The following is a 14,324-nucleotide window of genomic DNA, read 5'->3' as shown; positions in this document are numbered from 1 at the left end:
GATGGCTGTGCCGACGGTTCTCTGTGCCGGCCACGTCAACTGGGACGTAACGCTGTACGTCGACCGCCTCCCCTCGGCCGACGGCGAGGCGGCTATCGTCGACCAACACCAGTCCGGCGGCGGGAGTGCCTCGAACACCGCTTTCGTGCTCTCGACGCTCGGACTCTCGACCGTGTTGGCGGGGAGCACCGGCGACGACAGATACGGCTCGCTCGTCCGCGAGGAACTCGACGAAGTTGGCGTCGACACCAGTCACGTCGAGGCGGTCCCGGGCGCGGTGACGACGGTCAAATATCTCGTCGTCGACGAGTCGGGACAGGTGATGGTGCTCGCGAACGACGGCGCGAACGAGGTGTTCGACGCGGAGTCTGTTCCAGCCAGTGTCGTCGAACAGGCAGACTACCTCCATCTGACGAGTCAGCGGCCGTCGACGGCCCGCACACTTGCACAACGAGCAGTCGAGGCGAGTGTCCCGGTGAGCTTCGATCCCGGGCGGCGTCTCGATTGCCGGGAGTACGGTGACGTTCACAGACTCGCAGACGTTGTGTTTCTCAACGAGAGCGAGGCCGCCGCCGCACAGCAGTCAGACGACCTGGCGTCACTGGACGGGATTACGGTCATCAAGCGCGGCTCTGAGGGGGCGACAGCCACGACCGACGGCCAAACGGTCCGCCACGATGGATTCGAGGCCGAACCAGTCGATACGACCGGCGCAGGAGACGCCTTCGCGGCCGGGTTCATTGCGGCACGACTGGACGACAGCTCACCCGAAACGGCACTCGCCGTCGGGAACGCCTGTGGCGCGCTGGCGACGCGGACAGCCGGCGCTCACGCGGAAATTACCTGGGACGACATCGATGCCCTGCTCGACAGCATGTAGACTCACTCGGGTAACCGGGCGGCGAGCTGGTCAAACTGCTGGCGAAAGCGCGCCTCTGCCCGGCCCTGTGCGAGGTCAGAGAACTCCGCGAACGCCGCGTCGAACCCGGCCATCCGCCATAGAAGCGTCGAAAAGTGATAGACGGTGCGGCGTTTCTCATATCCGTCGTCGGGGTCGAACGGTCGGTGTTCCCTGTACCCCTTATACAGCCGTTTCCGAAGGCGACTTCGGGTGTCCGTGTCACGAAACGCCGGGTCGACAAAGAGGAAGTCGGTTCTGGCAATGTGGTACTCCGGGTCGGCGGCGAGCGCGAGCTGCCAGTCTAGCACGGCGGAGATTGGCTCTGTCCCGGCTCTGTCGAACATGACATTCGCCGGCCGAAAGTCGTCGTGAACGAGACGCGGGACGGCATCGCTCTTGATAACCGGGAGGCTGTCCTCGATCTGTTGCTGTGCGGTGGTTTGGAGGTCGGCAAACGGCGTGTCACCGAGACGGTCGATGTAGTCGTCGACAATCTCACCGAAGAATTCCTGCCAGTCCCACGAGAAATTATCGACGACGAGTCGGTCATCCTCCAGGGCGAGGGTGCCAAACCCCTCGAAGCCAATTTCGGCGTGCATATCGCCAAGGATGCTCCCGGCGTGTTCGACGACCTGCTCGAAGGTCTCCTCCTGGAGGTCGCCCAGAATCTCGACGAGACTCTCTCCGTGCACCCGTTCCGTAACAAAATACGGCTCGACGTCGCGTTCCGGCTCGTCCTGGAAGACGAGAATACGAGGCACAGGAACCTCGGTCCGGTCGGCCACGAACTCGTGGAGGAACGGTTCGAGCGCGAACCCCAAGTCCTCTTGCTCGAATTTGACGACGACCTCGTACTCTTCGCCGGCGTACTCGAGTGTCACCATGAACACGTCGCCCTGGTGGCCCGCAGTCGGACGTTCAAACGAGAAATCGTCGTAATCGGGGCCAGATTCTTCCAGAACTGCCGCGATATCGTGCTCCGGTGTGGCCACAACTGTTCATACGATGGTCGATACAATAAGTGTCTCCATCGACAGCCACCGCCCTCACCGTGGCGTCTCGGTACCCCACTTCTCCAGGGCGCGTTCGAGTTCGGGGCACTCCTCGGCAGCCTCCTCGACGGAGTTACCCTGTGCGGCCGCCTCAGTCGCTCGGCGGAACGCGACAGCACCGGCGTGAGTCCCGTCGGGATGGCCGTGGATACCGCCGCCGGCCTGGACGGCGATGTTCCCGCCAAGTGCATCGAGCAACTGCTCCAGTAGACCCGGATGGAGGCCGCCCGAGGCCACCGGCAGTACGTCTGTCAGGCCGTGACACTCGCCCTGGAGCCAGTCGTTGATTCCCTTGCTGTCCTCGTTTTCGAGCTTGCCGAGCCCTGCTGTCCCGGTGTGGATATGGTCGACCCCACAGAGGCGGGCCACCTGTGCGATGACGCGCATCGAGACGCCGTGTTCGGGGATACGGTCGAAGGCGGCGTGCATCGCCCGATGGGCGTGGATAGCCAGTCCGTGGCGCTCACATCGTTCGCGGACCTGTTGGACGGCCGCCCAGCCGGTCGTCACCACGTCGACCATCACGAACTCACAGCCGTGTTCGGCTGCCATATCGACTCGTTCGAGCATATCCGTTCCGGTGCCGGTCACGTTCAGGAGGTAGCTTTTGGTTTCGCCAGTCTCGTCCTCGGCACGGTCACGTTGCGCGAGACTCTCGGTCAGGCGGTCCTCGAAGGGATTGAACGACTGGTCGGTGAGGTTCTCGTCGTCTTTCAGGAGGTCGACGCCGCCGGTCCAGGCCTCGTACCCAATCTGTGCGTGCTGGTCGGTCGTGAGCCCGACCTTCGGCTTCGGTACCGTCGCCGTCGCCGGTCTGTCACCTGCGTCGAGAATCTCGTGTTTGACCGCACTCCCGTACTGAGGACCCGGGAAACTCTCGACGAGCGTCGCGGGCCACTCACAGTCGAGCAGGCGGATACGGTCGACCGCTTTCATCCCCATGATGTTGCCGGCGATACAGGAGAGTATCTGTGGCATACTCCCCGGCTCGAAGAGCGCGTCGGGATATGCCACCTGGATGATGCCAGTCTCTTCGTCGATGTCGAACGCGGTCGCCGAGAGGTCTCGGATTGAGCCCTCGACTTGCAACTCCGCCCAGGTGCCGTTCGAACTCTCGGAGGCGACCCGACTCGCTGCGGCCTCCCAGTCGAGACCGTCGGCCGGCTCGATGTAGAACTCACAGAGAAGGTCGTCGTCAAGCGGGTCGTACGCCAGGTCGAGAAAGTCTTCGTAAGTGATTCCCATACCCGTTGTCTAACGTAGCGCCGGCATAAATTCGTTTGCGTCACTTCCGTCCGGTCACCCGGAGCGCGCCGTCATCGGTGAACTCGCCGAGGTCGCCCGTGTGATACCAGCCGTCGCGGATAGCGTAGGCGGTCGCGTCCTCGTCGCCCCAGTAGCCGTCCATGACGTTCGGACCTCGGAGGAGAATCTCGCCGTCCTCGGCTAGCGCGATTTCGGTCCCGGGGAACGGCGAGCCGACAACGTCGGCCCGGTAGTCTTCGGGCTCGGTAATCGTCGCCAACCCAGTCAGCTCCGTCGACTCGTATATCTCCCGAACGGGGACCCCCAGCCCCCAGAAGAAGTGTATCACGTCGTCGTCGATGCTGTTGGTTCCGGTCAGCGCGTAGTCGAGTTCGTCGAGCCCGAACTCCTCACGGATTGACGGGAAGACGGTCCGTTCGGCCATCCGCTGTTTGAGCGACAGCCCGACGGATGCGCTCTTGCCCGCACGCATCTGTTTGCCGTAAGCCCGTGGCACGTCGCCATCGTTGGCAAAGAGCTTCTTCGTCCCTGAAAGCTCCGCCATCCGGTCACAGATATCCTCGTACAGGCGGTTGTACGCCTGCGGGACGCCAGCCATCACGTCGGGGCGGACCGCCGGAAGTTGCTCGTCGAGCACGTCGGGGTTCATGTATGCGACTGAGCCCCTGGCGTGCCACAGATAGTAGGCGAGGACACGCTGGTAGATGTGCGCCATCGGCAGGAAACACGTGCCGACGCTGCCCGCGGCAAGCGGAAGTCGCTCGGACAGCATCTGAACGGCTGCAAGCAGATTCCGGTTGGTCAGCGCACAGCCCCGAGGGTGTTTCTCGGTACCGAGTTTGTAGACAATCGTCGCGACGTTGCTCTCTTTGCGGTCGAATCCTGGCAGATTGTCTGGCTCTGCGGATGGGAGGTTCTCGATTGGAATGACGCCGTCGACCCGCCGTTCGAGGACGACCGGTAGCTTCGGCTCAGCGATGAGGAGGTCGACACCGGCGTCGTCGATGACGTGCAGTGCCCGCCCCTCTGAATACAGTGTCGAGACCGGCACCGAGACGAGTCCTGCCAGGTGACAGGCCATATCGACGACCGACCACTTGTAGGATGGTTCGGCGTAGATACCCACGCGGTCGCCGGGGCCGAGACCCTGTTCGAGCAGTCCTGCTGCGACCTCCCGGGCGCGCTCTCTGAACTGGCCAAAGCTCTGTGCGTCTGTCTCCTCCTGGTTCGGGAGCTGGACGGCCGTTCTATCGCTGTGGCTTTTGGTGGTGATCTCGAACCACGAGGCCATCGGCCCGTCAGGTATCGAGACTGATTCACCGCCGTAGATATCAGTCGCCAGCGAAACGTCGTCGCTCCTCATCGACGCGTCCTCTTGGAGTGCTTCGGGATGAGCTGCTTCGACCTCTCGGTCTTTCTTGAGTTTGCCCGGCGAGTACTCGTAGTCGTCGGGAATCTCTTCCTCGTAGTAGTCGCTGTAGTTCTGGTCCTGGTTCAGCCCGGCAATATGTGAGTCCAGCCAGTCCCGGACGAACATCAACACCTCCATCGTGATGTACTCGCCCGCCTGGTGTTTTTTCCGGAGCTCGGTCACCTTCTCTGCGAACTCCGCGTGTTTCTCCTTGTGGTTGTAAAAACAGTCGGCACAGTCCATCGAGAACCCACAGTCTTGCATGAACTCCTCTTCGTCGCCGAAGTGATACTCGGTATATCGCTCCAGCTCGACGAGGATACGACGTATCTCGTCGTCGGACTCACCTCTGTTCATTGCGACATGAAGCTCGTTCAGTAGCCCGAACAGCTGCTGGTGTTGCTCGTCGAAGCGGTCAATGTCGGTGCTATAGCGCTCGTCATCCCACTCGATGAATTTTCCCTCGGTGCCCGAAGACATAGCTAGAACTACTGTCAATGCCTTTCTAAAACGCCCGGCAATTCCAAGGCCCTGAAAACGGCCCGCTACTCTGTAGTCACTCCCCTCCGAAGTGGCGACTATGCGACTGACATGTCACACCAGGAGTGAGTGCAGCAACCACCCGCCCGTTGGTTCCCTCCTACAGGACAATGAACGCCCTGAGTGACGACGAGATTGCGACGGTTCTCGAACGAAACGGTGTCGGTGTACTGGCTATCGACGGCGACTCGGCACCCTACCAGGTTCCGCTGTGTTTCGGGTACGTCCCGGTGGAGGACCTGTTCGTCCTCCAGTTGACCGGCGGCGAAGAGAGCAAGAAAAAGCGCCACCTCCAGGAGAACCAGCGTGTCAGCGTCACAGTCTACGAGGAGACAGAGCCCGACGAACGCTGGCGGAGTGTCCTCGTCTCCGGTGTGCTGGCGGAGTGTTCTTATCAAGACGCAGAGCGCGGATTCGCGGCGCTTGCGAACAATTCACAGTCCATTCCGAATCCAATATCATGGGCGGATTCGCCAGCACAGGCGGAGCTCACACCGTATCAGCTCGATATCGAAACGCGAAGCGGCCGAGAGTTCGACCTTCGGTAGCTACTCGTAGAGCCAGGTCTCGTCGATGCGTTCCCACTCGGTTAGCTCGTCCTCGTCGAAGAAGAGGTCGATCTCCCGCTCGTTCGCGCCGGGGTCCTCGTTGTCGGAGCCGTGGATGACGTTACGTCCCAGGTCGAGCCCGAGGTCGCCACGGATGGTACCGGGCGCGGACTCAGCTGGGTCGGTCTCGCCCATCATACTCCGGACCTGACGGACCGCATCCTGACCCTCCCAGACCATCGCCATCACGGGACCAGCGGTGATGAAATCGACGAGGTCGTCGAAGAAGGGTTTGTCCTCGTGTTCGCCGTAGTGTTCCTCGGCGAGTTCCTGATCGATCTGCATGAACTTCGCGCCGACGAGCTTCAGACCACGGTCCTCAAACCGGGAGATGATCTCACCGGTGAGGCCGCGCTGGACGCCGTCGGGTTTGACCATGACGAAGGTCCGTTCCTGCTCGCTCATGCTTCAGCCTCCGTTTCCTCCTCTTCGGCGTCGCCGTCGTCGGCTGCCGGTTCGTCTTCCGTGTCGGCCTCCTCTTCGGAGTCGTCAGAGACAGTCGTGTCGTCAGACTCCTCGACTGCCGGTTCGTCCGCATCGGTCGTCTCTTCTTCCTCGTAGCCAATCCATTCGAGGTCGCGGGACTCACGGCCGAGGAAGTAGTTTTTCTCTGCTTTGGCGTTCTTGAACCAGAGGATGGTACCGTCCGTCTTGACGTACATCTTGCCCGTTCCGGGCTCGATTTCCTCGCCGGTGTAATCACACGTCCGTTCTTGAACCATTATTGTCCTCCGATAGTGTCGGCTTCGCGGGCTGTCTCTCGCAGCTGGAGAACATCGCCCTCGCGGACAGGACCGAGCACGTTCCGGGTGATGATACGGCCCTTGTTCGAGCCTTCTCGGATGCGACATTTGACCTGCATGGCCTCGCCGTGCATCCCGGTCTTGCCCACGATTTCGATGACCTCAGCTGGCGTGGAACCGCCGTCGTCTGTGTCCTCTGCGCTCATCCGTGGTCACCTCAGCGGAGTTCCTCGACTTTCTCGGCGATATCCTCGACGTCTGTCGAGGCGTCGCCGGCGTCGGTGACGGCAGCAGCGGCGCTGCCGACCTCCAGCCCTGCGGCGTGGCCGATGTCGTCCTGTGCCTCGACGAAGAGGAACGGGACGTTTTTCTCGTCGGCCAGCTCGGGGAGGTGCATCACGACCTCCTCGGGCTGAACGTCTTCGGCGACGAAAACGAGGTCTGCGTTCCCTCGCTCGACGGCCTTCGTTGTCTCGTTTGTACCTTTCTTTACAGCTCCCGTATCCCTGGCGACTTCGAGGGCTTCAAGCGCGTCCTCCTCGAGGTCTGCCGGGACGTCGAAGTCAACGTATACTGGCATAGTTGTGTTCACCTCCTGTGTGTGAGCTCACACTCCCCCGCCGTCCGCGGCAAGTGCCGCGTCCGCCCGATGGCGGTGTAGTCCTATACCGGCTGGGAGCGTCATCAACTCCACACAGGCTGTATACATTACTGTCCTAGCAGCCCCTAAAGCGCTTTCGAAGAAATATCGGCTTGGGACCGCTGGACATACTCACGCGAGCGTACAGAAATATACATATTCCTACAATAAGGCCGATTCAGCACGCGTCAGGCGACTGTGTGTGGCCTGTGGTGTTGCTTTCTGAAGCGGCGACTGTCGGTTGCATGAGTATGGTATTCAATCCCCAGGTAGATTTAACACAATTGCCGACTGACACGTTATCGAATACAGTTCGAACGCGGTGATTCACACGATGACTGCTACTCGCCACCACGCGTTTGCCCTCCGCTCTAGAGCGGTTGCTGTCTTCGGTGGCGGGTATGTCGGCCGTGTGATGCGGTCTATTTGTCCCCGGAATATTGCCGTCCCGAATCCGAAGCGTCCGAGTCTACTTCGGGACCGCTGACCCCATAACTCGTCCCCCACGCGGAGTACCCGCCCGGGGACGGGGAACACGGGGCTGTCACCGGCGCTGACTCCGCCTATGAGTCGATCGTACCGTTTTGCCGACCACACCACACACCAGAGGAGAATCCAATGTCAGTCACGACACATCGACAGGAATCGACACGGGTCACCGCCACCGTCTCGGTGCGTGTCCCCGAAAACGCCGACGCCGACCTCGCGACCGACGCCCAGCAGCGCCTGACCGCTGTCGACACCGTCCAGACCGCGACCGTCGAAGCCATCAACGGAATCGACCCCGGTCTCTCTGCCACCGTGGTCACGGTGCGTACCACTATCGAGACGAACGGCTCGATGGCGGACCTCCGTGGGGCCCTGTCGGGAACCGTTGGCGTCGAGGACGTTGAGAAAGTCACGCAGTGAGCCTCCCGCTCTGTGTAGCCGCTACTCCGGCCGCAGCCGCCGCACTCCGTTTTATCCAACCGATCAAAACAGCGTTTCCGTCGTCTCTCTTCGTGAGGAAGCCGGCAGCTCACCGCGTCTGCTCTCGAACACAGCGGGTCATTCTGTCTCACCGGACCTGCGTTTCGGAGATGTCGCACGCAACCCAGCGTAGGTGTACCCAAGAACCGCGCCGAGGCCGCCACCAAGACCAGCGCTAGCTGCTCCGCCGAAACCGGCGACAGTCCCGACAAGCGACCCTGTGGCGGCGAAGAGCCCAGCGCAGAGGGGCCCAGCACGGCGTGCGCACTTTTTGACACCAGGGTCGGTCCAGTCGACAGCGCGTAGTTTCTGGAGGACTCGCATTATCAGATTTTCCTCTCCGCGACATCAAAAACACCGTCGGTTGCCTGTCCGTGCGCTGTCGGTTGCGGATAACCCAGTGTGTAATCCTAAGTCACACTCTTGTGATTTTACAATAATTCGCTTCAGAAAATACATTTTGTGCCTCCGCAAGAAGTGGACTCTAATGAAAGAAAAGCCTCGGCTGGTCGCGGTCTGTGGGAGTCTGCGTGAAGACAGCGCGACCCGCATTGCGCTTGCACACACACACTCGCTGCCGCAGAGCACGCAGGAGCCCAGACCGCGATGCTCGACCTTCGAGAGTACGACCTCCCGCTGTACGACGGAGACGCCAAAGACGCCGGGGATGCGCCGGCGCTTCGAGACGAGATTCGCGCAGCTGACGGCATCGTGCTCGGAACGCCAATCTATCACGGCTCTATTGCGTCTCCCCTAAAAACAGCACTCGATTACTGCGGGTTCGATGAGTTTGAAGACAAGCCAGTTGGACTGTTGACTGTCGCCGGCGGCCGCTTTCCCACGCCGTCACTGCTCCATCTCCGGACAATCTGTGTCTGGCTACGGGCACTCCCGCTCTCCCATCAGGTCGGCATTCCGAACGTGAGTAGCGTCATCGAAGACGACAAACTCACCGATGAAGACACACGCGAGCGCACGGAGAAGCTCGGAAAGAAGGTCACAGAGTACGCGACGCTCCTTCGCAGAGAGCCCACTGACCCACCGACGCCGGGATAACAGAGTTCGGCCGTCAACGCTGGTCGAACGCTCGAACCAGTCGCGTTCCGGTCGGTGTCAGGACGTACTGCGCGTCGTCCTTCCGGACGAGTTCGTCCTGTAGCTGGTCGAGGTGATAGTTGAACCGACCCGAATCCGCCACGTCGACACGACGACGGAGCGTCGAGAACTGCAACCCGGCAGACTCGTCTGGGGACGAGCCGACATCGTACAGCGTTTCCAGAATCCGGATGCGGGTCTCGTCGGCGAGGAGCGCGCCGATAGAGGCCTCCAACTCGGGACTGATCAACGAGTCGTCGGGTTGTGTGGTCATCGTTCGGGTCACTCCTCAAACACCACGTCCTCGATTTCGACGTCGTCAACAATCGGCTCACCGTTATCTCGACTCCAGGAGAGAACCGGCGTGACGCTGTAGACCTCCTCGCCGCCCCCGAGTTCGAGATGGACAGACGAACCAGTCGCCAACCCCTCCGCGATACGGTGGCGCACACTGCGGTCGAAGGCGTTCATCCCCTCGACGGATTTGCCCTGTCTGACTGCCACGACGGTCACGTCGACGCTACCTGCTCGCATCTCCAGTTCGACCCGCAGCGGAATCCGATAGGCCTCACTCTCGTCGAGGAACGGGAACGTGAGTACCGCGTTCTCAGCGTTCTCTAGGGATTCGACTTCGTCCTCGTAGTTCGGCGGCCGACCAGGAGCGTCCCGACGGTAGGTTTCGATACCAAGCGCGTTCTCCAGTGATGTCTCGATGCGTTCTTTCACCTGACGCTCAATTCTGTCGCCGATGTCGTCTTCTATCGCGTTGTAGTCGTCCTGGCCTGTGGACGGTTCGCGTCCTCGTGCTGGCTCTCGCTGGAGACCTCTGTGAAGCACTTCCCGCCAGGAGAGGTCCAACTCCTGTTTGGCCCGCTTCATCTGTTCGAAGACTTCGTCATCGTCGATGGTTATCCGTATCTCTCTGGCCATGTGTGAGTTTTTGCGTTCATAGTATATAAATTTATCCTCAATAACTCACATTGAACTCACAAAATAGTCAAGATTGTGAGTTTGGTCGGTGGTAACTGTGTGGCAGTGGCTAAAGATGCGACGAGATTGCAGGACAAATCTATCGCTGTCGGGCCGGTAATCAGCAACTGGAACAGTCCGGAGACGGTCAGCGTAGTCCTCAGAAGCAGCGAGGCCGGATGCCGTCCAGAAAAGTCAGGGCATATACCGGATACTGACGACGCCGCGGTCGTCGTCGGTGCGAATCTCCACGCGAGAGACGTCTTCGTAGCGGGCAGCGTTCTTGTAGGTCGTCTCGTCGTCACGCAGTTCGGCGACGGTGTCGGCTGTCTGTTCGGCACCGACGTTGAGAATGTGAATCTCGCCTTTTCCTTCGCGCTCGATAGCAATCGCGTCGCCTTCATCCAGCTCTTCGGTCGCGATGTCGTGGACGTGAGTCGTGGGCGCTTCGGCACTTTCCTCGACTGGAATCGAGTACTGGTCGTCGAGTTCCTCTATCAGGTATGAGACACCCATCGGCGGCTGTGCTTTGAGCGTTCCGTCGATTATCTCGTGGCGTTCGAAGCCCGGATTCTCGACGAGTGTACAGATCTGTGCCGTGTCGATATCGTGCAGCGTCACGGAGTCGTCCTGTGCGTATTTCACGTAGAAGGTGCCGTTGACCTCCTCCAGATCGCCGCCGCCCGGTTCGACCATCGGAGCCTCCAGGTTCGACCCGGGAGAGTCGGCGTCTGTCTCCTGGTCTTCCGAGTCCTGGCTCTCGTCGGTCGTAGATTCTCCGGGTGCGACAGAATCGTCCCGGTCGTACATCGAGACGACATCGTCGATATCCTCGGAATCCTCGTCTGTCATAGCCAGCAGTACGTGTCGTATGCTTTTCGTGGTTTCGACTCTGCCCGGCCAAAGTCGTGGGTTCTAACCGCACTCCACGCGAGAAGGCACACATGAACATTGATATCGGGAACGCACTTCTCGACGACGCAACGCCCGGTCTCAGGACAGACCGCCTCGAAACCCTCGACGAGCAGGTAGCAGACGCACACGAGCGCATCGCCGACGGTCGCGCACGCGACGAGTTTGGGTACGCCGCGCTGAATCTTCCAGAGACGACAGACCCCGACGGAATCAGGGAGGCCTGTGGCGACTTCGAGGACAGCGAGGCCGTTCTGACGGTCGGCATCGGTGGGAGTGCGCTCGGCGCAGCGACGATTACCGAGGCTATCGGCGACGGGACAGCGCACTACGTCCTCGACAACGTCGACCCGGCCCAGACAGAGTCGGTGCTGGCAGCCCTCGATTTCACAGAGACAGCCGTTCACGTTGTTTCACGCTCTGGGACGACCGCGGAGACGCTGTCGAATTTTCTCCTGGTCCGCGAGGCGATGGCCGACGACGGCGTCGACTGGACCGAGCGTACTATCGTCACCACCGGAGACTCTGGACCGCTCCGATCGCTTGCAGAGACACACAACCTGCCGGTGCTAGAGGTGCCAGCGGGCGTCCCCGGGCGATTTTCCGCACTCTCGACTGTCGGCCTCGTCCCCGCTGTTATTACGGGGTGTGACATCGAGGCGCTGCTTGCGGGTGGCAAATCTGGAGCGGAGAGTCTTTCGCCGTCACTGTTCGACTGTCCGGCATACGCCTACGGTGCTGTGGCCTACGCGCTCGACCAGCAGGGAGCCGGTGCGAACGTCATGATGCCCTATGCCGAGGGGTTGGAGGCGTTCGCGGAGTGGTTTGCTCAACTCTGGGCCGAGAGCCTCGGTAAGGCGGGAATGGGACAGACGCCCGTGCGCGCGCTGGGAGCGACCGACCAGCACTCGCAGCTCCAACTCTATCGGGCCGGCCCCCGAGACAAGATGGTCACACTGCTCAGGCCAGCGCGCCGTGAGCCGCTCACGATTCCAGAAACCGATATTGAGGCGCTTGAGTACCTCGGCGGAACCGACCTCGGAGAGGTGTTAGACGCGGAGTTCGAAGCAACCGAAGCGAGCCTCGCCGAAGCGGGCTGTCCTAACGTCCGCATCGAGTTCGACCGTCTCGACGCCCACAGCCTCGGACGGCTGTTGTACGATATGGAGGCTGCCTGCATCCTCGCCGGCGAACTCTACGGGGTAGACACCTTCACCCAGCCGGCAGTCGAGTGGGGGAAACGGGCCGCCCGAGGCCTGCTGGGTGCCAAAGAGACCGAGGAGGCACAAGCGGTGACCAACAAACGTACCCGGCGCATCGAGTGACCGACAAAGAACCAAGATAGTCGGGGCCGACAGCAACGGTATGCGACTTGCAGACCACACGACAGCGACCGCAGCCGAGGCACTCGAAGCAGTAGACGTTGCAGTTGTTCCGGTCGGTAGCACCGAACAACACGGCCCTGCCTTGCCCCTCGGGACAGATTTCACGACAGCGGAGGCCTTCGCCGACGCCGTCACCGAGCGTGACGACGTCGCTGTGCTCCCGACAATCCCGGTTGGGGTCAGTGAACACCACCGTCAGTTCGATGGGACCCTGTGGGTCAGCCCGGAGACGTTTGAGAGCTACGTGACCGAGACCGTCACCTCCATCGCGTCACACGGCGTCAACAAAGCGGTCTTCGTCAACGGCCACGGTGGCAACGTCGACGCACTCGAACGGGCGGGCCGCAGCCTGCGGGCTGACGGGACGGCCTTTGCACCGACCTGGAACTGGTGGGAGAGTATCCCGGAGGTGAGCGACGACCTGTTCGAGTCCGAGGGCGGACACGCCGGTCCCGCCGAGACCAGCCTCGTGCTCGAACTGGCGGAGTCGCTCGTGCGAGAAGACAGACTGGCGGAAGCCGGCGACGGCGTGCCCGGTAGCTGGGGGAAGTCCGTCCACGGCGCGTCCGTCGGGTTCGATACCATCGATTTCACTCCGACGGGGGCAGTCGGCGACCCGACCGAGGGGTCCAGGGAGGCGGGCGAAGAGCTGTTCGAATCGGCACGCCAGGAACTCCACGCACTTGTCGACTGGCTGGAAGCTCAGCCGTTCGACGCACTACTTCCTGAAGACCACCGATAGGCCTCACTCTGGAGCTGGATACAGTCGGTGCCGGCAAAACCGACCGACAGGACGGCGTTCCGATTCGAAACCTTCAATTATCCCCCGCCGGTACATTGAGTTGCGAGGGTTCGTGGTCTAGACCGGTTATGACACCTCCTTGACATGGAGGAGGTCGGCGGTTCAATTCCGCCCGAACCCACTCCTAATTAAAATAAACAGGCGCTCTCTGTCTATATTCACTACTTCGACACCAGGAGGTGAGTCGCGTTGAGCCCACAGCGACAGCAGCAGCACAGCCTCGGCGTGCTGCCGAGCCCTCACTGGTTGTCTACGGATTCAAAATACATCAATTGTGATACGTGTATCTGGGGTGTTCAGCCTGTTCAGGGCGATAGTCAGTGCAATTTGGGCGTGTGTCCGACCCGCACAACAGGTCGTCATTCACTCAACAGCGCTGCGAGCGTTGTACGGACAGAGTGTTCAAATCAGGTTCATCGAATCGGTTGGTACATAGCTGGTACTGCCAGTTGAAACTGGTTCAAATCGAAAAGCTGAGCAAGTTCAGTGTAACTCGTCGATTGTTTCCAACAACACAGAAGGGTCCTGAGATCCGATGACGATTGATTTTGCGTTCTCTCTGTCAATCTTGATGCCACTCCCCCAAGTGGTCATGTAGGCCACGGTGTTCGGTGTCCACCTAATTCCAATCCCACCGTAGGTGAGCAATCCAAACTCCGTGCGTTCAACCCGCTCTATCCCATCGAACGGTAGTCGCCGAAACGAACGATGGACCGGGGCGAACCGCACGTAAATCCCATCGGAACGCACCTCTGTTACGAGTTGTATGGAGTAGAACAACCCAGCAACAGCCAGTACGACCAACGCTCCAACCACAGAACCGAGTACGAGTATCGGAACACTGACTAGGACGAGAGGTACCCAAATCCAGGGTTGCGGTATGCGCTGTGTTTCGCGGAACAGAGGCTCTTCGGTCATATAATAGCTGACATGGTATGTATATTTAAATAGATTTCCAGCAGCACAATACTGTTAACAATATATCAGTACCCAGCATAGCGAAATCTCCTTGATTAAAGCACCCTACCATT

General features: G+C 60.6%; 17 protein-coding genes and 1 tRNA gene. 7 read left to right on the top strand and 11 right to left on the bottom strand.

Going from position 1 to position 14,324, the window contains the following annotated elements:
• The first annotated feature begins 1 nt into the window (after window position 1).
• Window positions 2-880 (top strand): ATP-dependent ribose-1-phosphate kinase, encoded by an 879-nt coding sequence (locus OSC37_RS01655; protein ID WP_368409518.1) that lies wholly within the window; start codon window positions 2-4, stop codon window positions 878-880.
• Between the two features lie 2 nt (window positions 881-882).
• Here OSC37_RS01655 and OSC37_RS01650 read toward each other — a convergent pair whose 3' ends face one another.
• From OSC37_RS01650 to OSC37_RS01640, 3 genes are read right to left on the bottom strand one after another with little or no spacing between them, the layout of a single operon-like run.
• Entirely contained in the window at window positions 883-1,893 is a 1,011-nt protein-coding gene (locus tag OSC37_RS01650) for a phosphotransferase family protein (RefSeq protein ID WP_267162866.1), read from the bottom strand.
• A gap of 54 nt (window positions 1,894-1,947) precedes the next feature.
• Window positions 1,948-3,198 carry a type III ribulose-bisphosphate carboxylase gene (rbcL, locus tag OSC37_RS01645; protein WP_267162865.1) on the bottom strand — a complete coding sequence of 417 codons (1,251 nt, stop codon included), beginning with the start codon at window positions 3,196-3,198 and terminating at the stop codon, window positions 1,948-1,950.
• Between the two features lie 40 nt (window positions 3,199-3,238).
• Window positions 3,239-5,110, bottom strand: a complete 1,872-nt coding sequence (locus tag OSC37_RS01640; RefSeq protein WP_267162864.1) for a bacteriohemerythrin — start codon at window positions 5,108-5,110, stop codon at window positions 3,239-3,241.
• A 125-nt stretch (window positions 5,111-5,235) separates the two neighbouring features.
• On the opposite strand from OSC37_RS01640, the gene OSC37_RS01635 reads away from it, so the two are divergent.
• Window positions 5,236-5,718 carry a pyridoxamine 5'-phosphate oxidase family protein gene (locus OSC37_RS01635; protein WP_267162863.1) on the top strand — a complete coding sequence of 161 codons (483 nt, stop codon included), beginning with the start codon at window positions 5,236-5,238 and terminating at the stop codon, window positions 5,716-5,718.
• On the opposite strand, the gene ndk is transcribed toward OSC37_RS01635, so the two are convergent.
• From ndk to rpl7ae, 4 genes are read right to left on the bottom strand one after another with little or no spacing between them, the layout of a single operon-like run.
• On the bottom strand, window positions 5,719-6,183 hold the full coding sequence (gene ndk, locus OSC37_RS01630; protein ID WP_267162862.1) for a nucleoside-diphosphate kinase: 465 nt from the start codon (window positions 6,181-6,183) through the stop codon (window positions 5,719-5,721).
• On the bottom strand, window positions 6,180-6,500 hold the full coding sequence (locus tag OSC37_RS01625) for a 50S ribosomal protein L24e (protein ID WP_267162861.1): 321 nt from the start codon (window positions 6,498-6,500) through the stop codon (window positions 6,180-6,182). Before OSC37_RS01625 ends, ndk begins: the two co-directional genes overlap by 4 nt.
• Window positions 6,500-6,727: a 30S ribosomal protein S28e gene (locus OSC37_RS01620; protein WP_267162860.1), complete on the bottom strand. Its 228-nt coding sequence runs from the start codon at window positions 6,725-6,727 to the stop codon at window positions 6,500-6,502. The genes OSC37_RS01625 and OSC37_RS01620 overlap by 1 nt, the downstream gene beginning before the upstream one ends.
• Window positions 6,728-6,738: 11 nt before the next feature.
• Window positions 6,739-7,101, bottom strand: coding sequence for a 50S ribosomal protein L7Ae (gene rpl7ae, locus OSC37_RS01615; protein WP_267162859.1), 363 nt, complete (start codon window positions 7,099-7,101; stop codon window positions 6,739-6,741).
• 678 nt (window positions 7,102-7,779) lie between these two features.
• Between rpl7ae and OSC37_RS01610 the strand changes: the two genes are divergently transcribed.
• Both OSC37_RS01610 and OSC37_RS01605 read left to right on the top strand, forming a co-directional pair.
• Window positions 7,780-8,070 carry a hypothetical protein gene (locus tag OSC37_RS01610; protein ID WP_267162858.1) on the top strand — a complete coding sequence of 97 codons (291 nt, stop codon included), beginning with the start codon at window positions 7,780-7,782 and terminating at the stop codon, window positions 8,068-8,070.
• A 666-nt stretch (window positions 8,071-8,736) separates the two neighbouring features.
• The gene (locus OSC37_RS01605; protein ID WP_368409516.1) at window positions 8,737-9,186 is read left to right on the top strand and encodes an NADPH-dependent FMN reductase; all 450 of its coding nucleotides are present in this window, start codon (window positions 8,737-8,739) and stop codon (window positions 9,184-9,186) included.
• A 13-nt stretch (window positions 9,187-9,199) separates the two neighbouring features.
• On the opposite strand, the gene OSC37_RS01600 is transcribed toward OSC37_RS01605, so the two are convergent.
• The 3 genes from OSC37_RS01600 to OSC37_RS01590 all read right to left on the bottom strand — a co-directional run bounded on the left by OSC37_RS01600 (window position 9,200) and on the right by OSC37_RS01590 (window position 11,046).
• Window positions 9,200-9,499 (bottom strand): DUF7347 domain-containing protein, encoded by a 300-nt coding sequence (locus OSC37_RS01600; RefSeq protein ID WP_267162857.1) that lies wholly within the window; start codon window positions 9,497-9,499, stop codon window positions 9,200-9,202.
• Between the two features lie 8 nt (window positions 9,500-9,507).
• A complete protein-coding gene (locus tag OSC37_RS01595; protein ID WP_267162856.1) occupies window positions 9,508-10,155 on the bottom strand; it encodes a hypothetical protein in 648 nt (215 codons plus the stop codon).
• Between the two features lie 234 nt (window positions 10,156-10,389).
• Window positions 10,390-11,046 carry a DUF5812 family protein gene (locus OSC37_RS01590; RefSeq protein WP_267162855.1) on the bottom strand — a complete coding sequence of 219 codons (657 nt, stop codon included), beginning with the start codon at window positions 11,044-11,046 and terminating at the stop codon, window positions 10,390-10,392.
• A 92-nt stretch (window positions 11,047-11,138) separates the two neighbouring features.
• Between OSC37_RS01590 and OSC37_RS01585 the strand changes: the two genes are divergently transcribed.
• The 3 genes from OSC37_RS01585 to OSC37_RS01575 all read left to right on the top strand — a co-directional run bounded on the left by OSC37_RS01585 (window position 11,139) and on the right by OSC37_RS01575 (window position 13,414).
• Window positions 11,139-12,431: a phosphoglucose isomerase-related protein gene (locus tag OSC37_RS01585; protein ID WP_267162854.1), complete on the top strand. Its 1,293-nt coding sequence runs from the start codon at window positions 11,139-11,141 to the stop codon at window positions 12,429-12,431.
• Window positions 12,432-12,471: 40 nt separating this feature from the next.
• Complete coding sequence (locus tag OSC37_RS01580) at window positions 12,472-13,233, top strand: creatininase family protein (RefSeq protein ID WP_267162853.1); 762 nt, start codon at window positions 12,472-12,474, stop codon at window positions 13,231-13,233.
• A 106-nt stretch (window positions 13,234-13,339) separates the two neighbouring features.
• Window positions 13,340-13,414, top strand: a tRNA-Val gene (locus OSC37_RS01575).
• 362 nt (window positions 13,415-13,776) lie between these two features.
• Here OSC37_RS01575 and OSC37_RS01570 read toward each other — a convergent pair.
• Window positions 13,777-14,211, bottom strand: a complete 435-nt coding sequence (locus OSC37_RS01570) for a hypothetical protein (RefSeq protein WP_267162852.1) — start codon at window positions 14,209-14,211, stop codon at window positions 13,777-13,779.
• Between the last annotated feature and the right edge of the window lie 113 nt (window positions 14,212-14,324).

Origin of the sequence: Halovenus salina, assembly GCF_026410925.1 — an archaeon.
Lineage (GTDB): Archaea > Halobacteriota > Halobacteria > Halobacteriales > Haloarculaceae > Halovenus > Halovenus salina.
The sequence above is the reverse complement of the archived record's forward strand: the minus strand, read 5'-3'. Positions and strand labels throughout refer to the sequence as shown.